Annotated in this window: 24 protein-coding genes and 2 tRNA genes; 9 read left to right on the top strand and 17 right to left on the bottom strand. The window is 67.2% G+C overall.

All coding sequences use genetic code 11. From position 1 onward, the window contains the following. Positions 1–130 precede the first annotated feature (130 nt). Positions 131–1,072, top strand: a complete 942-nt coding sequence (locus tag QRN25_RS21040) for a phytoene/squalene synthase family protein (protein ID WP_285021200.1) — start codon at positions 131–133, stop codon at positions 1,070–1,072. Between the two features lie 190 nt (positions 1,073–1,262). Next, positions 1,263–1,409 (top strand): lmo0937 family membrane protein, encoded by a 147-nt coding sequence (locus tag QRN25_RS21035; protein WP_008829807.1) that lies wholly within the window; start codon positions 1,263–1,265, stop codon positions 1,407–1,409. Positions 1,410–1,427: 18 nt separating this feature from the next. Here QRN25_RS21035 and QRN25_RS21030 read toward each other — a convergent pair whose 3' ends face one another. Next, positions 1,428–2,693 carry a multidrug effflux MFS transporter gene (locus QRN25_RS21030; protein WP_285021199.1) on the bottom strand — a complete coding sequence of 422 codons (1,266 nt, stop codon included), beginning with the start codon at positions 2,691–2,693 and terminating at the stop codon, positions 1,428–1,430. Positions 2,694–2,784: 91 nt separating this feature from the next. Between QRN25_RS21030 and dinB the strand changes: the two genes are divergently transcribed. Next, entirely contained in the window at positions 2,785–3,912 is a 1,128-nt protein-coding gene (dinB, locus tag QRN25_RS21025; protein WP_285021198.1) for a DNA polymerase IV, read from the top strand. A 298-nt stretch (positions 3,913–4,210) separates the two neighbouring features. Here dinB and QRN25_RS21020 read toward each other — a convergent pair whose 3' ends face one another. From QRN25_RS21020 to lptB, 3 genes are all read right to left on the bottom strand, one after another. Beyond that, positions 4,211–4,897 carry an energy transducer TonB gene (locus tag QRN25_RS21020; protein ID WP_285021197.1) on the bottom strand — a complete coding sequence of 229 codons (687 nt, stop codon included), beginning with the start codon at positions 4,895–4,897 and terminating at the stop codon, positions 4,211–4,213. Between the two features lie 181 nt (positions 4,898–5,078). Beyond that, positions 5,079–6,587, bottom strand: a complete 1,509-nt coding sequence (gene rpoN / locus QRN25_RS21015; RefSeq protein WP_285021196.1) for an RNA polymerase factor sigma-54 — start codon at positions 6,585–6,587, stop codon at positions 5,079–5,081. A gap of 131 nt (positions 6,588–6,718) precedes the next feature. Then, positions 6,719–7,504, bottom strand: coding sequence for an LPS export ABC transporter ATP-binding protein (gene lptB, locus QRN25_RS21010; protein ID WP_271181957.1), 786 nt, complete (start codon positions 7,502–7,504; stop codon positions 6,719–6,721). A 199-nt stretch (positions 7,505–7,703) separates the two neighbouring features. Here lptB and QRN25_RS21005 point away from each other — a divergent pair, with 199 nt between their 5' ends. After that, positions 7,704–8,156: a hypothetical protein gene (locus QRN25_RS21005; protein WP_008832089.1), complete on the top strand. Its 453-nt coding sequence runs from the start codon at positions 7,704–7,706 to the stop codon at positions 8,154–8,156. 197 nt (positions 8,157–8,353) lie between these two features. Then, complete coding sequence (locus QRN25_RS21000) at positions 8,354–9,700, top strand: TldD/PmbA family protein (protein WP_285021195.1); 1,347 nt, start codon at positions 8,354–8,356, stop codon at positions 9,698–9,700. Positions 9,701–9,915: 215 nt separating this feature from the next. On the opposite strand, the gene QRN25_RS20995 is transcribed toward QRN25_RS21000, so the two are convergent. From QRN25_RS20995 to QRN25_RS20985, 3 genes are all read right to left on the bottom strand, one after another. Further along, positions 9,916–9,990 (bottom strand) — tRNA-Gly (locus tag QRN25_RS20995). 115 nt (positions 9,991–10,105) lie between these two features. Beyond that, positions 10,106–10,450 carry a VanZ family protein gene (locus QRN25_RS20990; protein ID WP_285021194.1) on the bottom strand — a complete coding sequence of 115 codons (345 nt, stop codon included), beginning with the start codon at positions 10,448–10,450 and terminating at the stop codon, positions 10,106–10,108. Positions 10,451–10,575: 125 nt separating this feature from the next. Next, a tRNA-Gly gene (locus tag QRN25_RS20985) sits at positions 10,576–10,650 on the bottom strand. Between the two features lie 214 nt (positions 10,651–10,864). Between QRN25_RS20985 and QRN25_RS20980 the strand changes: the two genes are divergently transcribed. Both QRN25_RS20980 and QRN25_RS20975 read left to right on the top strand, forming a co-directional pair. Beyond that, positions 10,865–11,767: a tetratricopeptide repeat protein gene (locus QRN25_RS20980; protein WP_285021290.1), complete on the top strand. Its 903-nt coding sequence runs from the start codon at positions 10,865–10,867 to the stop codon at positions 11,765–11,767. A 5-nt stretch (positions 11,768–11,772) separates the two neighbouring features. Beyond that, entirely contained in the window at positions 11,773–12,381 is a 609-nt protein-coding gene (locus QRN25_RS20975) for an LON peptidase substrate-binding domain-containing protein (RefSeq protein ID WP_008830163.1), read from the top strand. Between the two features lie 96 nt (positions 12,382–12,477). On the opposite strand, the gene QRN25_RS20970 is transcribed toward QRN25_RS20975, so the two are convergent. Next, positions 12,478–13,152, bottom strand: coding sequence for a response regulator transcription factor (locus QRN25_RS20970; protein WP_008830164.1), 675 nt, complete (start codon positions 13,150–13,152; stop codon positions 12,478–12,480). Positions 13,153–13,427: 275 nt separating this feature from the next. Between QRN25_RS20970 and QRN25_RS20965 the strand changes: the two genes are divergently transcribed. Continuing rightward, entirely contained in the window at positions 13,428–14,333 is a 906-nt protein-coding gene (locus QRN25_RS20965; RefSeq protein WP_008830165.1) for a UDP-2,3-diacylglucosamine diphosphatase, read from the top strand. Continuing rightward, the gene (locus tag QRN25_RS20960; RefSeq protein WP_285021193.1) at positions 14,330–15,412 is read left to right on the top strand and encodes a glycosyltransferase family 4 protein; all 1,083 of its coding nucleotides are present in this window, start codon (positions 14,330–14,332) and stop codon (positions 15,410–15,412) included. Before QRN25_RS20965 ends, QRN25_RS20960 begins: the two co-directional genes overlap by 4 nt. Before the next feature lie 102 nt (positions 15,413–15,514). Here the strand turns inward: QRN25_RS20960 and QRN25_RS20955 are convergent, their stop codons facing one another. The 9 genes from QRN25_RS20955 to argB all read right to left on the bottom strand — a co-directional run bounded on the left by QRN25_RS20955 (position 15,515) and on the right by argB (position 21,989). Then, positions 15,515–16,312 (bottom strand): IclR family transcriptional regulator, encoded by a 798-nt coding sequence (locus tag QRN25_RS20955; RefSeq protein WP_285021192.1) that lies wholly within the window; start codon positions 16,310–16,312, stop codon positions 15,515–15,517. Positions 16,313–16,320: 8 nt separating this feature from the next. Further along, positions 16,321–17,331: an LLM class flavin-dependent oxidoreductase gene (locus tag QRN25_RS20950; protein WP_285021190.1), complete on the bottom strand. Its 1,011-nt coding sequence runs from the start codon at positions 17,329–17,331 to the stop codon at positions 16,321–16,323. A gap of 84 nt (positions 17,332–17,415) precedes the next feature. Beyond that, on the bottom strand, positions 17,416–17,742 hold the full coding sequence (locus QRN25_RS20945; RefSeq protein ID WP_285021289.1) for a YnfA family protein: 327 nt from the start codon (positions 17,740–17,742) through the stop codon (positions 17,416–17,418). Continuing rightward, a complete protein-coding gene (locus QRN25_RS20940; protein ID WP_285021189.1) occupies positions 17,742–18,377 on the bottom strand; it encodes a MarC family protein in 636 nt (211 codons plus the stop codon). The genes QRN25_RS20945 and QRN25_RS20940 overlap by 1 nt, the downstream gene beginning before the upstream one ends. 10 nt (positions 18,378–18,387) lie before the next feature. Beyond that, positions 18,388–19,077, bottom strand: a complete 690-nt coding sequence (locus QRN25_RS20935) for a hypothetical protein (RefSeq protein ID WP_285021188.1) — start codon at positions 19,075–19,077, stop codon at positions 18,388–18,390. Continuing rightward, positions 19,074–19,964 carry a bifunctional methylenetetrahydrofolate dehydrogenase/methenyltetrahydrofolate cyclohydrolase FolD gene (gene folD, locus QRN25_RS20930; protein ID WP_008832921.1) on the bottom strand — a complete coding sequence of 297 codons (891 nt, stop codon included), beginning with the start codon at positions 19,962–19,964 and terminating at the stop codon, positions 19,074–19,076. The genes QRN25_RS20935 and folD overlap by 4 nt, the downstream gene beginning before the upstream one ends. Then, complete coding sequence (locus tag QRN25_RS20925; protein WP_008832920.1) at positions 19,964–20,257, bottom strand: YggT family protein; 294 nt, start codon at positions 20,255–20,257, stop codon at positions 19,964–19,966. Before QRN25_RS20925 ends, folD begins: the two co-directional genes overlap by 1 nt. A 232-nt stretch (positions 20,258–20,489) precedes the next feature. Then, the gene (locus QRN25_RS20920) at positions 20,490–21,041 is read right to left on the bottom strand and encodes a hypothetical protein (RefSeq protein WP_008832919.1); all 552 of its coding nucleotides are present in this window, start codon (positions 21,039–21,041) and stop codon (positions 20,490–20,492) included. A gap of 48 nt (positions 21,042–21,089) precedes the next feature. Further along, positions 21,090–21,989 (bottom strand): acetylglutamate kinase, encoded by a 900-nt coding sequence (gene argB, locus QRN25_RS20915; RefSeq protein WP_008832918.1) that lies wholly within the window; start codon positions 21,987–21,989, stop codon positions 21,090–21,092. Positions 21,990–22,024: the final 35 nt, after the last annotated feature.

The following is a 22,024-nucleotide window of genomic DNA, read 5'->3' as shown; positions in this document are numbered from 1 at the left end:
GGAGGGCTTGTCCCCCCCTCGTTCGTCATTGCGAGCGAAGCGAAGCAATCCAGGGCAGTCTCAAGCCGCCCTGGATTGCTTCGCTTCGCTCGCAATGACGACGGGCGAGGTGGACGAAAGACCCGCGGCAATGCCGTTTAACCGCGCCGCCCTCGTCGCCGAGGCGCGCGAATCCATCCGCCTCGGGTCGAAGAGCTTCGCCGCCGCCAGCCGCCTGTTCGACCGCGAAACGCGCGAGCGAGTCTGGCTGCTCTACGCCTGGTGCCGCGCCTGCGACGACATCGCCGACGAGCAGGATCATGGAGGCGCCTCCATTCCCGGCAAGCTCGACCCCGAATCGCGCCTCGCCACGATCCGCACCCTCACCGAACTGGCGATGGCCGGGGAAGCAACCGGCTCGCCCGCCTTCGACGCACTCGGCCAGCTCATGCGCGAGACGCCGATCACCCCCGCCATGGTCGAGGACGTGCTCGCCGGCTTCGCGCTCGACGCCGCCGACTGGCGCCCGCGCTCCGAAACCGACATGCTGCGCTACTGCTACCACGTAGCGGGCGCGGTGGGGGTGATGATGGCCGCCGTCATGGGTGTGCCCGCCGACGACGAGGACACGCTCGACCGCGCCTGCGACCTCGGCATCGCCTTTCAGCTCGCCAACATCGTACGCGACGTGTGGGAAGACGACGCCAACGGCCGCTGCTACCTGCCGGTCGAGTGGCTGGTGGAGGCCGACATCCCCCCCGGCGAGATCACCAAGCCGCACTATCGCTACGCCCTCGTCCCGCAAGTCGCCCGCGCCTGCGCGATGGCGCGCGAATACGAGGCCTCGGCCCGCGTCGGTGCGGCGCGGCTGGCCTTCCGGCAGCGCTGGGCCGTGCTCTCGGCAGCGGGCATCTACGGCGGCATCGCGCGGGAGGTCGAACGCCTCGGCGCCCATGCATGGGACCACCGCGCAAGGGTGAGCATGCTGCAGAAGCTGCGGCTGATTGCGGGCGCCTTCTTCGAGGCCAAGCGTGAACCGGCCCCTGCGCCGATACCCCGGCCATCGCGCCGCGAACTGGCAGCGCGCAACTAGAGCGCATCACCCTCCCCTCGTCATTGCGAGCGCAGCGAAGCAATCCAGGGCGGCTCAAGACTGCCCTGGATTGCTTCGCTGCGCTCGCAATGACGAGGGGTGGAGCGATCATCTCCTCTAAGCAATAGACCGGAAACAAATCCCCAGCACCCGGCGTTACCCACGCACACAACTGTTGGGAGCTACGTCCATGCTATTCACCATCGCCGCCATCCTCATCGTGCTCTGGCTGCTCGGCTTCGTCGTGTTCCATGTTTCCAGCGCGCTGATCCACGTGCTGCTGGTGATCGCCATCGTCGTGGGTCTCGTGCAGCTGTTCCGCGGCCGCAGGGTATAAAAAAGCGCGTGCGCCCCGTCAGTGACCGACTGGCGGAGGCGCATTGCGGTAATACTCCGGCGGGTTGAGACGGCGGAACAGCCGTCCCCGCTCCGAATAGAGCACCAGCACCAGCGCGATGAGCCCGCAGATCACCATGGCCGCCATGATCGGCCGCGCGGTGCCGTCGTAAGCCTGTCCGATCAGCGACCCCAGCGTCGCCCCCAGCACCATCCGCACGAACGCCATGACCGAGGCCGCCGCCCCCGCGATCCGCGCGAAGGGCTGCAGCGAGATCGCCTGGAAGTTCGAGCCGATGAAGCTGAGCATGCACATCGACAGCGTCATCAGCGGCAGGAAGGTCCACAGCCCCTCGCCCCGCATCGCCAGCACGAGGTGGATGCTCCCCAGCACGATATACCCCAGCAGCGCCGCGTGCGACACGCGCCGCGCGCCGAAGCGTTCGACGATGCGCGCGTTGGCGAAGTTGGTGCAGGCCATGACCAGCGCCATGCAGCCGAAGATCACCGGGAACATCGTCCCCGCTCCGAAGTGCTCGCCTACCAGCTGCTGCGCGCTGTTGATATAACCGAACAGCGCCCCCTGCACGAAGGCCGCGCCGAGGAAATAGCCGAAGGCCGCCCGCTCCTTCAGCGCCAGCCCCATGTTGCCCGCGATCACGCTGAGCCTTACCGGCTGGCGGAAATCGGGGTGCAGTGTCTCGGGCAGGCGCATCCACGCCCAGGTGAAGACGCAGGCCGCCAGAACGCCCATGATCCCGAATATCCAGCGCCATCCCGCGAACAGCAGCACCGTCTGCCCCAGCATCGGCGCGATCATCGGCACCACCATGAAGGTCATCGCGATCAGCGACTGGCTGCGCGCCATGCGGTCGCCCTCGAACCGGTCGCGCAGGATGGTCATCGGCATGACGATCATCGCCGAGGTCACGAAGCCCATCACCCCGCGCGCGATCAGCAGCAGCTCGAAACTGGCCGAAACCGCGCAGACCATGGAGAGCAGCACGTAAGTCGTGATCGCCGTCAGCACCACCGGGCGCCGCCCGAAGCGGTCGGCCAGCGCGCCGGGAAACAGCGAGCCCAGCCCCGAGCAGATCAGGAACACGCCGACGATCAACTGCCGCTGGTTGGGATCGGCAAGATGCAGGTCGGTGCTGATCGCGCCGAGCGCAGGCAACATGACGTCGATCGCCAATGCCTGCAGGGCCTGGAAAGAGGCCATCATGACGACGAATTCCAGCTCCCCCATCGGGAACTTCTCGGAGCGTGGTGCGGGGGAGGTCATGCGCTGGCGCATGCCGCACTTGACATGGGTTGGCCAGTGAAATCCCGCTCCGGATGGCGCATTCGGCGCGAACGGCGCTATATGATATCGCATGTTTTCGCAGGATGATCATCACCCCGGATCGAGAGAGGACGAAGCCGACGGCCTGCGCAAGATCATCCATGTCGACATGGACGCCTTCTACGCCAGCGTCGAGCAGCGCGACGATCCCTCGATACGCGGCCTGCCCGTCGCCGTCGGCGGCTCGTCCGGGCGCGGCGTGGTGGCTGCGGCGAGCTACGAAGCGCGCAAGTTCGGCGTGCGTTCGGCAATGCCCTCCGCCCGCGCCGTTCGCCTTTGCCCGGACCTCGTGTTCCGCAAGCCGCGCTTCGAGGTCTACCGCGAGGTCAGCCAGCAGATCCGCGCGATCTTCCTCGACTATACCCCCCATGTCGAACCGCTCTCGCTCGACGAGGCGTATCTCGACGTCACCGCCGACCTCAAGGGCATCGGCTCGGCCACCCGCATCGCGCAGGAAATCCGCCGCCGGATCAAGGCCGACACACAGCTGACCGCCAGTGCCGGGGTGTCCTACAACAAGTTCCTCGCCAAGCTCGCCAGCGACCAGAACAAGCCCGATGGCCTCTGCGTCATCCGCCCCGGCGAGGGCGCGCAGTTCGTCGCCGGGCTACCGGTGCGCCGCTTCCACGGCGTCGGCCCGCGCGGGGCGGAGAAGATGGCGCGCCTCGGCATCGAGACCGGCGCCGACCTTGCGGGCAAGGACCTCGCCTTCCTGCGCGCCAACTTCGGCAGCTTCGCCGAGTACCTGTTCCGCGCCGCACGGGGCGTCGACTTGCGCCAGGTACGTGCCGATCGCCCTCGCAAGTCGGTAGGCGGCGAGCGCACCTTCTTCGAGAACATCGAGGACCCGGTGGCCCTGCGCGAAACCATGGACCACATCGTCGACGTGGTATGGGAGCGCATCGAACGCTCCGGCGCGCGCGGGCGGACGGTGACGATGAAACTGCGCTACGCCGATTTCCAGACCCTCACCCGCGCCCGCTCTTTGCACCATTTCGTGGCGGACAAGGCGGAGTTCTCGACGATCGGCCATGCCTTGCTGGAGGACCACTTGCCCCTGCCCCAGCCGATCCGCCTGATGGGCCTGACGCTTTCGGCGCTGGAGCAGCGCGAGGAAGACGCGCGGCCCGCGAAGGACGGGCAGTTATCGCTGTTGTAGGAATCCTCCCTGTCCCGAAGGAATGGGGAGGGGGACCGCTCGCGTAGCGAGTGGTGGAGGGGGAGAACCCCTCCGTCAGCCCTGCGGGCTGCCACCTCCCCATCGCTGCGCGACAGGGAGGATAAGCGGCCCCAAAAAATGGAAGGGCGGCCCCTGAGGACCGCCCTTGACCGGGGACACAATCACTAAACCCGCGTCCGCCCCACAAGTTCCCGCCATAATTGACGGCCGGAGCGGGCTCTGGTTGGCGGAACGAGCCACACCCCGGCCGGGCGACCCGAAGGCCGCCAAGGGCGCTTCAGTCGTTCGGGATCACCCAGCGGATGGTCCCGTCGTAAGTCCCTGCAGCCCTGCCGCCGGTGGCATCGCTCGCTGCATCGAAGCGGGCGCGCCGGGTCACGTTGCGGCAGGTCGCCGCATCGAGGCCGGGAAAGCCGCTCGACTGCGTGACCGTGCAGCCCGACACGCGGCCATCGGCATCGATGGCGAGGCGGAAGCGCACCGTCCCGGTATTCCCTGCACGAATGTCGGCGGTCGGGTAGTCGGCAGTGGTGACCCAGCCCGCGACATTTCCACGCGGCCGGGCGACCTTGGGCGTGAAACGGGCCGCCGGTTCGCTCGGCGCGGTGGAGGGCAGCGCGAAGTCGCTGCTGAACTCGGTGGCGCCGCTTACCGGCATCGGATCGACGGTGACGCCGGTGATCGCGGCCTTGGGCGTGATGTCCAAGCGCGGCAGCGGCGCGCTGATCGGCGTGTCGCGCACCAGCTTCTGGTCCGGCTCTGCGGTCGGAGGTGGCGGCAGGTCCGGGGTGACGGGCTTGGTGGGGAAGAACTCGCTGGCAAGGTGCGGCGGCTTCTCCTTCTCGAAGAAGGTCACCGCGAAACCGTTGATCAGCGCCAGTGCCAGACCGCCCTGGATCAGGACGACGACACCACCAGTCAGGGCCTTGCGTGTACTTCCGGAATTCCCGTCGACATAAGACATGGGCTTCTCCTCAACAGCGGCCCGTATCCTGCCGTTCACCGCAGGTACGGCACCGGTCAGCGAGAAGATACCATAGTCATAATTCTTGCAAATTACTTTTTACTAAACATGCCAAGTATTTAACAGGGCGCCCACATGATCAGCGTGGTTAGCATGCGCTGCATTGCAACAGCGCGCGAAATCAACGCGCGCCTGCGAGTGCCTTCTGGCGGCGACGCTGCACCGAACTGCCGAGCCCGATCGCCTCGCGGTACTTGGCAACGGTACGCCGGGCGAGTTCGAAGCCCTTGCCCTTCAGCAGATCCACCAGCGCGTCGTCGGACAGGATCGCCTTCGCATCCTCGGCATCGATGAGCTGGCGGATCGCCGCCTTGACCGCCTCGGCCGAGGCCCCGCCCTCCCCGTCCGCCGAAGCGACGCCCGAACTGAAGAAGTACTTCAGCTCGTAAGTCCCGCGCGGGCAGTTGAGGAACTTGTTCGAGGTCACGCGGCTGACCGTCGATTCGTGCATGCCGATCGCTTCCGCCACCGCGCGCAGGGTCAACGGCCGGAGGTGCGCGACACCCTTGCGGAAGAAGCCGTCCTGCTGCTTCACAAGTTCGGCCGCAACCTTGAGGATGGTCTTCTGCCGCTGGTCGAGCGCCTTGATCAGCCAGTTCGCATCCGCCAGCTTGTCCGACAGCCACGCGCGCGACGCCTTGTCGTCGCACTCGCCTTTCATTTCCACGTAGTAGCCGCGATTGACGATCAGCCGCGGCAGCGTCGCCTGGTTGAGCGCGATGTCCCAGCCGCCATCGCTGCGCGCCGTCACCAGAATATCGGGCGTCACCGCGCCGCTCGGCTCGCCGCCGAAGCGCAGGCCTGGCTTGGGGTCGTAGCTGCGCAGTTCGGCGAGCATGTCGGCGAAATCCTCGTCGTCCACGCCGCAGATGCGCTTGAGGCGGGGCAATTCGCCCTTGGCCAGAAGGTCGAGATTGTCGATCATCTTAGCCATGAGCGGGTCGTAGCGATCCGCCTCGCGCGCCTGCAGGGCGATGCATTCGGACAGGCTGCGCGCACCGACGCCGGTGGGGTCGAGCGCCTGGACCAGCGCCAGCCCTTCCTCCATCTCGCCGGGATCGACGCCGAGGTCGCCCGCAAGTTCGGACAGGCTCACCGGCAGGTAGCCCGCCTCGTCGAGCTGGCCGATGATGTAGCGCGCGACGCCCTCGGTGAAGGGATCGCGCGCGACCGCGCCGACTTGGGCTTCGAGGTGTTCGGCCAGCGTGCCGCCGAGGGCCGCGCGTTCGTCGATGCCGGGGCCTTCCTCGCCGCCCGATGCTCCGCTGAGCCGCAGGTCCGCGCCCCATGTCTCGTCGCGGACGGCGCCGTCGCCGGTGTCGCGGTCACGGTCGAGAGCGCCGGTATCGATGTCGAGCGGGCGATCGTCGGCAGCGCGGCCCTCGCCGATCAGGCGATCCACGCCGGACGTCTCCAGCGCCGTGACACGCGCCTCGGCGGGTGCCTCCACGGTCTCGGCGGCAGGCGCCTGCGCGCCCACGTCGAGAAGCGGGTTGGCGTCGAGCGCCTCTCCGATGAAAGTCTCGATTTCGAGGTTGGACAGCGCCAGCAGCTTGATCGCCTGCTGCAGCTGCGGCGTCATCACCAGCGACTGGCTTTGCCTGAGATCGAGGCGCGGCCCCAGCGCCATGGCTCAGAGGTCCGTGCTGTGATCCTTCGACAAGCTCAGGATGAGCGGGAAAAGGAAATCCACCCCCAACCCCGCTCGTGCTGAGCTTGTCGAAGCACCTGCACCACTATTGGCCCCGGCACGCCGAAGAATCACAACGTGAAGCCTTCGCCCAGATAAAGGCGCCGCACGTTCTCGTCCGCCACCAGCGCTTCCGGGCTGCCGGCGAAGAGCACCTGGCCGCCGTAGATGATGCAGGCGCGGTCGACGATGTCGAGGGTCTCGCGCACGTTGTGGTCGGTGATCAGCACGCCGATGCCGCGCGTCTTGAGATCGCGCACGAGGTCGCGGATGTCCGAGATCGAAAGCGGGTCGATGCCCGCGAACGGCTCGTCGAGCAGCATGATCGAGGGCTTGGCGGCCAGCGCGCGGGCAATTTCGCAGCGGCGGCGTTCACCGCCCGAGAGCGCCATCGCCGGGCTGGTGCGCAGGCGGGTCAGGCCGAATTCGTCGAGCAGGCGGTCAAGTTCGGCCTGACGCACGTCGCGGTCGGGCTCGTTGAGTTCAAGCACCGCGCCGATGTTCTGCTCCACCGTCATGCCTCGGAAGATCGAGGTTTCCTGCGGCAGATAGCCCAGACCCAGGATCGCACGGCGGTACATCGGCAGGCGGGTCACATCGACGCCGTCCATCAGGATACGCCCGGAGTCGGGCCGGACCAGCCCCATGATCGAGTAGAAGCACGTCGTCTTGCCCGCGCCGTTCGGCCCGAGCAGGCCCAGCACTTCGCCCTTCGCGACCGAAAGCGAAATGTCGGTGAGCACCGCGCGCTTGTCGTAGCTCTTGGCGATCGAGATGACCTCCAGCCCGCCACGCTCCGCCAGAAGTGCGGAGTCGGTGGCTGCGGGGCCGTGATCCTGCTGAAATTCTGCCGTCATCGCCGGGCACTTACCGCAGGCAGGCACGCCCCCGCAAGACGGCATTTCCGCTTAGGCGACGCGACTGGCAGGATTCGTGCATGACTCGGGGGAAATCGGACTGCGGAGCCCCTCGCACTTGCGGAATCTGGAACTGAACTTGTCATGAACGCCTTTCGGTGATGTACTCAGCATCAAGAGGTCGAGGAGAATCGCCCTTATGGACAGGATGACGGACCATGCAGCGCACCAGCCGGTGCGAGGTTCCAGTTCCCACCCCGAGCAGTCGCACTCGGGATCATACGGCGGACCGGTGACGGATTCGCCAATTGCAGGCGCTCAGGTCAGCGACTGGCGCCGCAAGATGAGCGACCACATCGCTTATGCGCTGCTGGTCTACACGGCGCTGCAGATCTTCGTTACCATCGGCGCGCTCAAGGCGCATGGCGGCTCGCTGTTGCCGTACTTCGCGCTGGTGATCCTCGTCGTCGCGATCATCCCGGCATGCCGCCGCTTCGAAGCGCGGTGGAACGGGCTGACCGACGAACAGGCGCACGACCCGGCCCTCGCACCTTATTACCGGCGGGACCGGCTGGCGCTGTGGCTTCTGGCGATCGGCCTGCCTTTCGCCCTCACCGCGCTGTTCAAGGGACTGGCTCTGCTCTTCGCCTGAATTCCTGACCTCCCCCCTGCCCCACCTCTTCGTCATTGCGAGCGCAGCGAAGCAAGCCAGAGCGGCTCAAGACTGCCCGGGATTGCTTCGCTGCGCTCGCAATGACGAGAGCGCGGATAACTCCCGTTTGCCCTTCGCCTGCACCGCGACTAGGGCAAGGCCGCAAGTTCGGCTTTTTATCGGGAGTTTCACAGGTCATGCTCAGTCCGGATCAGGCAAGGGACCGCGCGCTTGACCTCGTGGAGCGCGCCCGCCGCGCCGGGGCCGAGACCGCCGACGCGGTCTATGGCGCCAGTTCCTCCGAAGGCATCCAGGTCCGTCTCGGCAAGCTGGAGGACGTTGAACGCTCCGAAAGCGAGCACATCGCGCTGCGCGTCTTCGTGGGCAAGCGCTCGGCCAGCATCGGCTCATCCGACCTCTCCCCCGCCGCGCTCGACGAACTGGCCGCCCGCGCCATCGACATGGCTCGCGCCGCGCCCGAGGATGCCTACGCCGGCCTCGCCCCCGATGAACTGCTGACGCGCGGCCCCTGGCCCGACCTCGACCTGATCGACGCGCACGAACCCAGCCCCGAGGCCCTGCGCGAAGCCGCACTGGAGGCTGAGGACGCCGCGCGCGCGGTATCCGGCATCACCAATTCCGACGGCGGCACCGCCAGCTTCGGGCACGGCGTCTTCGCGCTCGCCACCAGCCACGGCTTTTCCGGCGCCTACGGCTCGACCAGCCATTCGCTGAGCGCTTCGGTCGTCGGCGGCGACGGCTCGGACAAGCAGCGCGACAACGCCTGGCGCAGCACGCACCACCATGCAGACTTGCCTTCCCCCGCCGAAATCGGCCGCCTTGCCGGGGAGCGCACCGTCGCCAAGCTCGGCTCCGGCAAGCTCAAGAGCGGCGCCATGCCGGTGATCTTCGACCCGCGCGTGTCCAGTTCGCTGGTCGGCCACCTGCTCGGCGCGATCACCGGCAGCGCCATCACGCGCCGCTCCAGCTTCCTGCTGGAAAAGCTGGGCGAACAGATCTTCGCCCCCGGCATCCTGATCGCCGACGATCCGCACACCCCGCGCGGCCTGCGCTCGCGCCCGTTCGATGGCGAGGGCCTCGCCACCTCGGCGCGCAATATCGTCGAGGACGGGCGCCTGACCGGCTGGCTGCTCGATTCGGCCTCGGCGCGGCAGCTGAACCTTGCGCCGACCGGCCACGCCGCGCGCAACGGCGGCGGCGCGCCGGGCGTATCGACCGGCAACGTCCACCTCGCGGCGGGGACGCTGTCGCCCAAAGAACTGATGGCGGACGTGAAGGACGGGGTCTACGTGACCGAACTGATCGGCCAGGGCGTCAACGGCGTCACCGGCGACTACAGCCGCGGCGCCGCGGGCTTCCGCATCGTCGATGGCGAGCTGGCCGGGCCGGTGGCGGAGTTCACCGTGGCGGGCAACCTGCTGCGCATGTTCGCTCAGCTGACGGCGGCGAACGACCTCGAATGGCACCGCGCGATCAACGTGCCGACGCTGCGCGTGGACGGGATGACCGTGGCGGGGGATTGATTCCCTCGCCGGTACGCATCAACGCCTCAAACAAACCCCGTCATCCCAGCGAAGGCTGGGACCGCTGGCCGTGAAAAGCCCAACTCTCGTTCGGATGCCCTGACGATAGTTGGCCGTAACGGGCCAGCGGTCCCAGCCTTCGCTGGGATGACGGGCGCTTGGCTCAAGCGGCGGCGTTTCACGCCTCCGCACCATCGATGTCTGGAAGGTCAAACTGGAGCGGGCGAAGGGATTCGAACCCTCGACCCCAACCTTGGCAAGGTTGTGCTCTACCACTGAGCTACGCCCGCTCTGGCGTTTGACGGACAGTGCGATGAAGACCGCTTCCGTCCGGGTGGAGGGGCCACTAGCAGCGGTTCGCGACCTCTGCAAGAGCCCCACGTCACAAAAAATGCGTCACAAATTTTACCGAGCCTTGCGCAGCCCCAACGCAAGGCTGATCGCGCCGAGCATGACGAGGATCGCGAAAGTGTCGGCGACGAGGTCCATCAGTTCCGCATCGCGGTGGAGCGCGGGGATCATCTGCACCACCTCGATCCCCGCGCCGAGCAGCACCAGTCCTGCCGCGATTGCCAGCTTGGGCACGCGCGGATAGCCGAGCACGCCCAGCACCGCGAGCGTTGCGAAAGCCATCATATGCTGGAACTTGTCGCTGGGCTCACCGGGAAAGTGCGGTGGATGCGGCAGCACGGCCATCGTCACCGCAAAGACCAGCGCCAGCCAGAAAAGGATTCGGAAGAGGTTCTGCATGGCACCACTATCGTGGTGCGGCGCAGCAAATTCAAACTGAACTTGCCCGATCCCGGACGCGCAGAACACCGCCGGTCCCTTGAGGCCGGTCCTTTGCAGGAGGTAGTTTTGCGATGTGGGAAAACTGGAGCGGGCGAAGGGATTCGAACCCTCGACCCCAACCTTGGCAAGGTTGTGCTCTACCACTGAGCTACGCCCGCTCTGGCGTTTCGAAAGGGCCTGCTGGAAAGCGGCCCGTCCGGTGTGGAGGCGGCCCACTAGCAGCGGTTCGAAAGGTCGGCAAGCATAAAAGACAAAGTTTTTGCGACAGCCTCGGAAACGGGCCGAATTGGCGCATTCTCCCTTCACAAACGCGCGCGAAAGGCCAATCTAGGGAACTGATTTTTCGTAATTGGAGCACGAATCTTGGCCAGCATGGGTCTCAACCTCGACGAGCAGAAGGCCGTGGACCGTTTCCGCAAGGCGGTCGCCGAACCTTCGATGACCCAGCTCGTGATCCTGGACTTCTGGGCCGAGTGGTGCGGCCCCTGCAAGGCGCTGACCCCGGTGCTGGAAAAGGTCGCCGCGGAATACGCGGACAAGGGCGTGCTGCTCGCCAAGGTCAACGTCGATGAGGAGCAGTTCATCGCCGCGCAGTTCCGCGTGCAGTCGATCCCGACCGTCTACGCGATCTTCCAGGGCCAGCCGGTGGCGGACCTCACCAGCGCCCGCACCGAATCGCAGCTCAAGGGCATGCTCGATCAGTTGCTCGCCAAGCTGCCGGTACAGCCGGGCGGCGCCGAACCCGCGCCCGACCTCGCCCCGCTGATCGCCATGGGCGAGGAAGCGCTGGCCGAGGGTGACGGCGAACGCGCCGCGAGCATCTTCATGCAGATCCTCGAGATGGCGCCCGACAACGGCGAAGTGCTTGGCGGTCTGGTCCGCGCTTTCGTCGCCGCCGGGCGGATCGAGGAAGGCGAGCAGGTTCTCGATTCGCTGGGCGAGCCGCTCTCCACCGACCCGCATGTGGAGCGCGCGCGCGGTGTGCTGACACTCGCCAAGGACAAGCCCGAGGACAGCGAACTGGCCGCCCTGCGCGCCGCCGCAGCCGAGCGCCCCGCCGACATGGAAGCGCAGTTCGCCTTCGCCGGTGCCGCCTTCGCCGCCGGTGAGCGCGACGGCGCCGCCGAAACGCTGCTGCGCATGATCGCCACCGACCGTGAATGGAACGAGGGCGCGGCCAAGGCCAAGCTGCTGCAGATCTTCGAAGCGATCGGCCTCGAAGACCCGTGGGTTTCGGCTACCCGCCGCAAGCTCTCGACCGTCCTGTTCGGCTGACGCGGTTGGCGCGGATCACCATCTTCCCGCTGACCGGCGCGGTGCTCTACCCGGGGCTGCAGCTGCCGCTCCACATCTTCGAGCCGCGCTACCGCGCGATGGTGAGCGACGCCCTCGCACGCGACCGGCTGATCGGCATGATCCAGCCGCAGAAGGGCTTCGAGGGCGCCCCGCTCTTCGCGGTGGGGTGCCTGGGCCGCATCGGCGATGTCGAGGCGCTGGAAGACGGCCGCTTCAACATCATTCTCGACGGCGAGAAACGCTTCCGCGTGCTGCGCGAACTCGACGTGACGACGCCGTTCCGTCAGGTCGAGGCGGAGCTGCTGGAAGAGCCCGAGGAAGTGCTCGCCCCGATCGAGCGCGCCAGCTTCGAGCGCGAGGCGAAGCGGTTCGCGCAGGCGCAGGGCTATGTGGTCGACTGGGAGCAGGTCGGGCGGCTCGACGACATGTCGCTGATCAACGGCGTCTCGCAGATCGCGCCGTTCGATCCGGCCGCCAAGCAGGCGCTGCTGGAAGCCTCGGGGCTCTCGGCGCGATGCGAGTTGCTGGTGCAGCTGATGCAGTTCTTCGGCCGCGCGGGCGATGGTGACGAGGATGGGGCGACGTTGCAGTAGCTTCTACCTCGTCATTGCGAGCGAAGCGAAGCAACCCAGGGCAGTGTTACGCCGCCCTGGGTTGCTTCGCTTCGCTCGCAATGACAAAAAAACGCATCAAACCGTATCGAACACATACCCCAGCGAACGCACCGTACGCAGCGGGTTGCCCGCACCCACGCCCTTGAGCGCCCGGCGCAGGCGGCCGATCCACACGTCCACCGTGCGTTCGTCCACCGGCGGCTCCTGCTTGCCGAGCGCCGAGATCAGCTGCGTGCGGCTGAATACCCGGCCGGGGTGCTCGATGAAGTAGCGCAGCAGGCGCAGTTCGTTGGGCATGAGCGAGATCGGCTTGCCCTGGAAACGCGCCTGGAACGCAGCGACGTCCACCATCAGCTCGCCCTGCGTGACGACGCGGATGCCCGCGCTGTCCTGCTCGCCGAGGTTGGCGCCGAGCACCCGGTCGAGCAGGGCATTGCGCGTCAGCGGGCCGACCATGTAGTCGTCCGCGCCCATGCGCAAGGCACGCTTGCGGTCCTCCTGGTTGTCCTCCTCCAGCACCATGGTCACGTGGGCATGGGCGGTCAGGCTGTCCGCGCGCAGGCGGCGGCACAGTTCGAGGCCGGACATCTCGGGCAGCACCCAGTCGATGAAGACCCACAAGGCCCCCTCGATCAGCGGTAGTTCGGCAAAGTCGGTCCAGCGATGCAGCATGACGTCGAACTGGTCATGCCGAAACGGCGCGAGCCCACCCGAAAGTTCGCTCGCCAGCAATATGTCGATCCGCCGCATCGCCCCGTTGTCCGCCTTTTCGAGATAGTCTGCCCCCAGGGTCAGGACCCTTCGTACGCGCGGCTTTTGCCTCCCGAGTGTGACGACCCGGTGACATATCGGTGACATGGCAGTGAATTCGCAAAACCGGCCCCGACGCCGGAAACAATCGGGAAATATCGCTTATCAACAAGCCGCTTGGCACTTGTCATCGAATTGACCCGCAACCGTCACGCCGCCGCAACCGCCTGCTGTCATAGGCCCCGAAATCGCAGGGAATTTGGGGACGAACGACCATGCGCGAGCAGATCGAAGACTTCATCGGACGTGGCAACAACAGCGGGATTCCCGCCTGGCTCGACCTTCCCGATCCCAAGGGCTTCCGGCCCAAGCGCAAGTACCGCACGATCTGGATCTCGGACATCCACCTCGGCACGCGCGGCTGCAACGCGAACATGCTGGTCGACTTCCTGCGGGCGCACGAGTGCGAGACGCTCTACCTCGTCGGCGACATCGTCGACGGCTGGCGGCTGCGCAAGGGCTGGTACTGGCCGGACGCCCACAACGAAGTCGTGCGCCGCATCCTCAAGATGGCGCACCGCGGCACCCGCGTGATCTTCATCGCCGGCAACCACGACGAGATGCTGCGCGACTATGCGGGCCTCAGCTTCGGCGGGGTCGAACTGGCGCTGGAATACGTCCACACCACCGTCGACGGCCGCCGCCTGCTGGTCACGCACGGGGATGCCTTCGACGGCGTGGTGCTCTACCACAAGTGGCTCGCGTTCCTGGGCGACCAGGCCTACTCGATGCTGCTGCGCGCCAACATCGTGTTCAACGCCGTGCGCCGCCGCTTTCACATGCCGTACTGGTCCCTCTCGGCCTACATGAAGAAGAAGGTCAAGAACGCCGTCCAGTTCATCGGCAGCTACGAGGAAGCCGTCGCCAACGAGGCCACCTCGCGCGGGTTCGACGGCGTCGTCTGCGGCCACATCCACTGCGCCGAGATCCGCGAATTCGGCGGCATCACGTATTACAACGACGGCGACTGGGTCGAAAGCTGCACCGCACTGGCGGAAGACTTCACCGGCCACATGTCGCTGATCGACTGGGTCAAGGAAACCGGCGGCCACACGATCGCCGAAACGGCCGCCGAGGAGCACGCCGCAGACAAGGAAGCCACCCCGGAGGCCGTATCGTGAAGCTGGCCCTGGCAACCGACGCCTGGTTGCCGCAGGTCAACGGCGTCGTCCGCTCGCTCACCTCGACCGTCGAACACCTCACTGCCCGCGGGCACGAGGTCGAGACGATCACGCCCGACCGCTTCCTGACGATGCCGATGCCGGGCTATGCCTCGATCCGGCTGGCGATGGCGCCGCGCTTCGGCGTACGCCGGATGCTCGACAAGGCGGCGCCGGACATCGTCCACATCGCCACCGAAGGCCCGATCGGCTGGGCCGCGCGCGGCTGGTGCCTGGCGCGCGGGGTGCCCTTCACTTCGGCCTTCCACACGCGTTTTCCCGAATACTGCGCGGTGCGCACCGGGCTCTCGGCCGAGTACTTCTGGCCGATCCTGCAGCGTTTCCACGCGCAGAGCCAGGCGGTCATGGTCTCCACCCGCAGCCTCGCCGCCGAACTGGAAGAACGCGGCATCGGCCCGACCCGCGCGTGGAGCCGGGGCATCGACCACGCCCTGTTCCGCCCCGACGGCCCGCGCCTTGCGGAGATGACCGCGCTGAAGGCGATGCGGCCCGGTCCTGTCCTGCTCAACGTCGGCCGCGTCGCGCCGGAGAAGAACCTCGAGGCCTTCCTCGACCTCGACGTGCCCGGCAGCAAAGTGGTGGTCGGAGACGGCCCTGCGCTCGACAACCTGCGCCGCCGCTATCCGCACGTGCTGTTCCTCGGCGCACTGTCGGGCGAGGCGCTGGCCTCTGCCTATCGCAGCGCCGACTGCTTCGTGTTTCCCAGCCTGACCGACACCTTCGGCCTCGTCGTGATCGAGGCGCTGGCCTGCGGCACGCCGGTAGCAGCCTTTCCGGTAACTGGCCCGATCGATATTCTCGGACCCGACGGGCGCGGCGTGGACCACCGCGTCGGCTGGGCGGCGGGCGCGATCGACACCTCGCTCGCCCGCGCCGCCGAAGGCGCGCTGACGGTCGAGCGGACCGACGCCGCCGCACTGGGCTCGCTCTATTCGTGGGAACGCGCGACGGACCAGTTTCTCGCCGCGATCGAGGGCGCACTGGAGAACGCCGAACGCAGGTTGAGGTCGGCGGCCTGACATCCCTTGCGCCGTCATTGCGAGCGTAGCGAAGCAATCCAGAGCGGTGTGAAACTGCCCTGGATTGCTTCGCTACGCTCGCAATGACGAAGGTAGTGGGGCCTACCTGAACCCGAGACTGCGCGAGATCGCGGCGGCCTCTTCCCGCACCAGCCGGGCGAGGTCTTCCAGCCGTCCAGCCGCACGCGCGCTGGGCGCGGCGATCACCAGAGCGCCCACCACACCACCCGCCGCATCACGCACCACCGCCGCCGTGCCGGTGACACCCTCGGCGGCCTGATCGACGGTCTGCGCATAACCTGCCGCACGGGCCTGCTCGACCACGTCCGCAAGCACGGCAGGGTCGATCTCAGTCCCCGGAGCCAGCCGCGCCGGTGCCACCCGCTTCAGGTACGTCTCGACCGCTGCAGGTGAGCACGTGGACAGCAGCACCCGACCCGCCGCCGTCGCATAGAACGGCCGTCGGTCACCGATCGACACCGTATAGCGCACCACATTGCTGCTCTCGACAAGGTCCACATAGGTGATCATCCCGTGATCCTGGTCGCCCACCGCCAGCAGCACCGTCTCCCCGCTGCGCGCGGCCAGCCGCCGCATCCCGTCGCGCACGAGGTCGGAGCTTTGCAGCCGCCGCCGCGCCTCGGTCAGCGCGCTACCGAGGCCGAAAGCGCCCGGACCAAGCCGCCACGCCCCTTCGGTCGCGACGACGAGGTCTTCGTCCGCCAACCCGCGCAGCAGTGCCGCAAGGCTGCTCTTGGGGGTGCTCAGGCGCCGGCTGAGATCGGCCAGCGACACCGGCTCGGTGCTGACGCAGAGCGCTTCGAGCAGGCGGATGACCCGGGTGACCGACTGCGGCGACCCGCCCCGGCGCTCGCCGTCCTTCTCCGCATCCTCGATCACGCACGCCCTCACTGGAAATGCGGGAGAACCTCCCGCGCGAAGAGCCCGGCATAAGCGAGGAAGCGCTCCGCCGGAAGGCCGGGCGGCATCATCATCGTGAATTGCTCGACCGGGGCCTTTTCCAGCAGGCGGTGGAAGTAGGCGACCGCCTCGGACGGGGTCAGGATCTGCAGGATGCCGCTGGCCTTGAAGGCATCGAGGCTCATCGGCTGGATCGTCGGACCGTCGAGGCCGATGGCCTTGTCTTCGTTCATCCAGGCGCCGTAACTGTTGTTGACGTGGTGGAAATGGGGCGCCAGTTCCTCCAGCGCCGCCGTCTTGTCCTCGGCAACGACCAGCATCAGGCCCTGTATCCAGATGCGTGCATCGGCCGGGCTCTTGCCCGCCGCTTCCAGTTTCTCGCGGTAGAGCGGCCAGATCTCGGGATTGCCGAAGTAGCCATCGCCGTGCCGCGCAACCCGCTCCATCGCCTTGGGCGCGAAGCCGCCGATGTAGAGCGGGATATGCCCCCGGGTTGAGAGCGGTGAGGCTTTGGCGCCGTGGAGGGTGAAGAAGCCGCCTTCGAAGTCTACCGTCTCGCCGGACCAAAGGCGGCGCACGATCTCCAGGAATTCGTCGAACCGGGCGCCGCGCTTGGTGAAATCCAGCCCGTGCGCCGCGTACTCCCGCGCACGATAGCCGATCGCGAGCCCCAGTTGCAGCCGTCCGCCGGACAGACTGTCGAGCACCGCGCAGTCCTGTGCGAACCGCAGCGGCTCGTAGAGAGGGGCAAGCGCGATGCCGGTGCCCAGCCGCATCCGCCGCGTGCGTGCAGCCATCGCGGCGAGCGCCACCAGCGGCGAGGACATGTAGCCGTCCTCGGCGAGATGGTGCTCGGGCACGAAAGCGCCGTCGAAGCCCAGCGCTTCGGTTTCCGCAACCACGTCGAGGATTTCGGCGTAGAGCGCTTCGGGCGGGCGGCGCCACGGGGCCGGATTGCGGAAATCGTAGAGGTAGCTGAACTCCAGCCTGCCGGTCATGCAGCCTTCTCCGTCGTCTTGTGATTTGACGCGAGAGTAGAGGCCGCCACCCAAGCGGCAAGGCGCGGGGGCGATGAATGGGCCTCAGCCCTTATGCGGCCCCAGCAGGATCACCCCCGCCCCGGCCAGGCAGAGCAGCGCGCCGCCCATGTCCCAGCGGTCCGGCCGCACGCCCTCGACCAGCCATAGCCACAAGAGCGCCGAAGTGATGTAGATGCCGCCGTAAGCCGCATAGGCCCGGCCCGCCTGCGAGGTGTCCACCAGCGTCAGCAGCCAGGCGAAGACCACCAGCGAGACGCAGCCCGGCACCAGCCACCAGACCGGCTTGCCCATCCGCAACCAGCCCCAGAACGCGAAGCAGCCGCCGATCTCGGCCAGCGCGGCGAGGAGATAGACGGCGGCGGTCTGGATCACGGCAACAGCGTCGCCTTGACCCCGTCGATCACGTATTGCGCCGCCAGCGCCGCCAGCAGCACGCCAAGCAAGCGGGTGATCACCGCCTCGACCTTGTCGCCCAGCACCTTCATCAGGGGCCCGGCGGCAGCGAGCGCGGCGAAGGCCAGCAGCATCACCGCGATCATCGCGCCCAGGATCGTCAGCGTCTGCTCGGTGCCGTGCGCGCGGCTGGTCAGCAGCATCATCGTCGCGATCGAGCCCGGCCCCGCCAGCATCGGCATCGCCATCGGGAAGACGGACACGTCCTCGATCTCGGGCGTGGCGGCGTTGTGGGCGATGATCTTCTCGGCCCGCTCCTCGCGCCGCTGGGTGCGCTTCTCGAAGACCATGTCGATGGCGATCATGAACAGCATGATGCCCCCAGCGATGCGGAAGGCGTCGAGTTCGATGTGCAGGGCGTTCAGCAGCGTCTTGCCGAACAGCGCGAAGACCACGAGGATGATCGCCGCGATCACGCAGGCGCGGGTCGCCATGGAGATCGCCTGCGCGCGGCTCGCCCCGGCGGAGAGCCCGGCATAGATGGGCGCGCAGCCCGGCGGATCGATGACGACGAAGAGCGTGACGAAGGCGCTGAGGAAAAGTTCGTACATCCGCCCTACCCTAACCTTGCGGCGTCACCTTGTCCTCTACGATCGTGTCGAACCCGGTGCCATTCCACAGTTGTACGCTGACCGTGCGCGCATCGTTGGCGCTCATGACCGTGACGTGCCAGCGCAAGGTGCCATCGAGCGAGTTGCCGCCGGTGAAAGTGCGCGCGTCCGCAGGCGGCGTACCCGGCGGCGGCGCGTCCGGGCGCCGGCCGCATTTCGCGACCCGCGCGGTGAGCATGTCGGGCTCCGGCAAGGCGCTCTGCAGGGTGTCGCCGTGGTCGAGCACCCAGCGGTACTCGCCCTTCTTCTGGCGCTGCCAGATCGTGGTGTACCAGCCCACCGAGCCATCCGGGCGCTGCCAGGCGCCCTTGGTGACGCCCAGCGTGCCGTCGCAGCTCATCCAGACCTGATGCGGCTCCCACTGCACGGGAGCGGCGGGATCGGCCTGCTTCTTCAGCCAGTCCTGCGCCTGCACTTCCTGCGGCACGAACATAATCGCGGTATCGTCCGCGAATTCGCGGAACGCCTTCCACTGACCCTTCTCGCGCGCGAGCCGGGCGAAGGCGATCTCCTCGGCAACGAGGGCGCTGGGGTTGGCCGTTCCCGTACCGGGCGGGAGGCGGCGCCTCGGCCGCGCATCGGTCTGGGCTGACGCAGCGAAAACCGCTACCAGCGCCAGACCGAGCGCGATCCGCTTCAAAGGGCAGTCTCGTCGAAGGCGAGGCCCGCATTGCGGTGCGCGGCGACGATGGTGTTGCGCAGCAGTACCGCGATGGTCATCGGCCCGACCCCGCCCGGAACCGGCGTGATCGCTCCCGCGACTTCGGCGGCCGAGGCGAAATCGACGTCGCCGACGAGCTTCGTCTTGCCTTCCTCGGCACCGGGAACGCGGTTGATGCCCACGTCGATCACGGTCGCGCCGGGCTTGAGCCAGTCGCCCTTGACCATCTCGGGACGGCCGACCGCCGCCACCACGATGTCGGCGCGGCGCACCACCTCGGGCAGATCCTTGGTGCGGCTGTGCGCGACAGTGACGGTGCAGCTTTCCGCGATCAGCAACTGCGCCATCGGCTTGCCGACGATGTTGGAGCGCCCGATCACCACCGCGTCGAGACCAGAGAGCGAACCCAGCCGGTCCTTCAGCAGCATCACGCAGCCCAGCGGCGTGCAGGGCACGAAGCCCGGCAGGCCGGTCGCCAGACGGCCGACGTTGACGACATGGAAGCCGTCGACGTCCTTGTCCGGGTTGATCGTGGCGATGACCTTCTGCTCGTTCATGTGCGCGGGCAGCGGCAGCTGGACGAGGATGCCGTCCACAGCCGGGTCATTGTTGAGCTGCTCGACCACGGCCAGCAGATCCGCTTCGGACGTGTCTGCGGGCAGCTTGTGCTCGAAGCTGTTCATGCCCGCCGCGAGCGTCTGCTTGCCCTTGTTGCGCACGTAGACCTGGCTGGCCGGGTCCTCGCCCACCAGCACCACGGCGAGACCCGCCTTGCGGCCGCTCTTCGCCTCGAAGCCCACCGCAGCGGTGCCGACGCGGGCGCGCAGGCCCTCGGCGAAAGCCTTTCCGTCGATGACCTGGCTCATCAGTAGCCCGCCATGGCAAGGTTGCCGAAGATGATCTGCAGGATCTTGAGACCGATGATCAGCACCATCGGCGAGAAGTCGATCGCGCCGGTGTTGGGCATGATCTTGCGGATCGGCCGCAGGAGCGGCTCGAGGATCGCGTTCAGCGCGGTATAGACCGCCGACACGAACTGGTTGTGCATGTTGACCACGTTGAACGCGATCAGCAGGCCGAGCACGAACTGCACGATCACCACGAAGACGATGATGTCGATCAGGTAGCTGACGATCTGGAAAATGGTGAGGAACAGCAAGGCCGGCTCCTAGAATGACGTTGGGACAGCACGTTCGCACATGCGGCATGGTTCTGCGCGCGCTGATAGCCGAGCGGGTGGCCGGTGGGCAAGGGCGCGTCTGCAGGAGTTGGATCGGGATCGACCACCGCCAACCCAGCTTACCTCGTCATTGCGAGTGAAGCGAAGCAATCCACGGTGGTTTACGCGACTCTGGATTGCTTCGCTTCACTCGCAATGACGAAAGGACGGGCTACTGCGTAAGCGTCGAAGTCCGCTCGATCCGCCAGTTGAGCTGGCTGCCGCTGGCGCCCGGCACGTCGTTCACGCGGCGCAGAACGATGGTTCCGCGCTTGGAGGTGCGCCCGTCGCCGAAGTCCACGACGATCGGCGCCTCGTAATAGAGCGAGCCCGCCGCGCCTTCCATGTCGCCCTTGCCGACCGCGAGGCGGGGCTTGGCACCGCCGAATTCGCCCTGCAGCTTTTGCGCCGTCATCTCGGCATCGAGGCTCCAGGCCTGAGCCGCGGCGTTCCAGTCGCCGATGCGCACGGCACTGACGTAGTAGCGCAGCAGTCGTTCGGGATCGCGGCGCTCGGTCAGGGCGGCGGTGTCGAGGGTGCTTGCGGCAGGCGCGGCCACGGACGTCGCGCCGTCCACCGGACCGACATCGACCACGGCATCGCCGGCATCCGCCGCCGCACTTGCGCTGTCGAGCACGGCCGGGTCCTCTCCCGCCTTACCGCAGGCGGCAAGGGCCAGCAACGAGCCGGAGAGCAGGACGGCGAGTGCAGCTTTGGTGCGCATGTGCTTCGAGACGCCTTTCAGTTCCTTGATCCCCCTCGCAAGGGTAGTTCAGCCCGCCCGGATGAGCGTACCTGCACCTTCCTGCGTGAATATTTCCAGCAACATGGCATGCGAAACCCGTCCGTCAAGGACGACGGCCGCCTCGCAGCCCGCCTCGACCGCGTGAATGCAGGTCTCCAGCTTGGGGATCATGCCGCCCGAGATGGTGCCGTCTTCCTTCAGGCCCGCGATCGCGGCGGGGGTCAGGTCGGTCAGCAGCTCGCCCTGCTTGTCGAGCACGCCGGGCACGTCGGTCAGCAGGAACAGGCGCGATGCACCCAGCGCCGCGGCGATGGCGCCCGCCATCGTGTCGGCGTTGACGTTGTAGGTGCCGCCGTCCGGCCCGGCCGCGATCGGGGCAATGACCGGGATCATCCCCGCGCCCGAGATCGTCTCGATCACGCGGGTATCGATGTGTTCGGGCTCGCCCACGAAGCCGAGATCGACCACCTGCTCGATCAGGCTGTCGGGGTCCTTGCGGGTGCGCGAGACCTTGCGCGCGGTGACCATGCCGCCGTCCTTGCCGGAGACGCCCATCGCCTTGCCGCCGGCCTTGGCGATCCAGCCGACGATTTCCTTGTTGATCGCGCCCGACAGCACCATCTCGGCCACTTCGGCGGTCGCCTTGTCGGTAATGCGCAGGCCATCGACGAACTGGCTCTCGACCCCGACCTTCTTGAGCATCGCGCCGATCTGCGGCCCGCCGCCGTGCACGACGACGACGTTGATGCCCACCGCCTTCAGCAGCACCACGTCCTCGGCGAAGTCCACCGCCTTTTCGGGATCGCCCATGGCGTGGCCGCCGTATTTGACCACGAACGTGCGCCCCGCATATCGCTGCATGTAGGGCAGCGCATCGACGAGGGTTTCGGCCTTGGCCAGCAGGGCGGGGTGGTGCGGATTCGACATGAGGGCGCTAATACCCCCCCACGCGCAATTTTGAA

It is taken from the genome of Novosphingobium sp. fls2-241-R2A-195, assembly GCF_030209485.1.
In the GTDB taxonomy this organism is placed as follows: Bacteria; Pseudomonadota; Alphaproteobacteria; order Sphingomonadales; family Sphingomonadaceae; genus Novosphingobium; species Novosphingobium resinovorum.
This window is presented reverse-complemented; position numbering and strand designations above follow the sequence as displayed.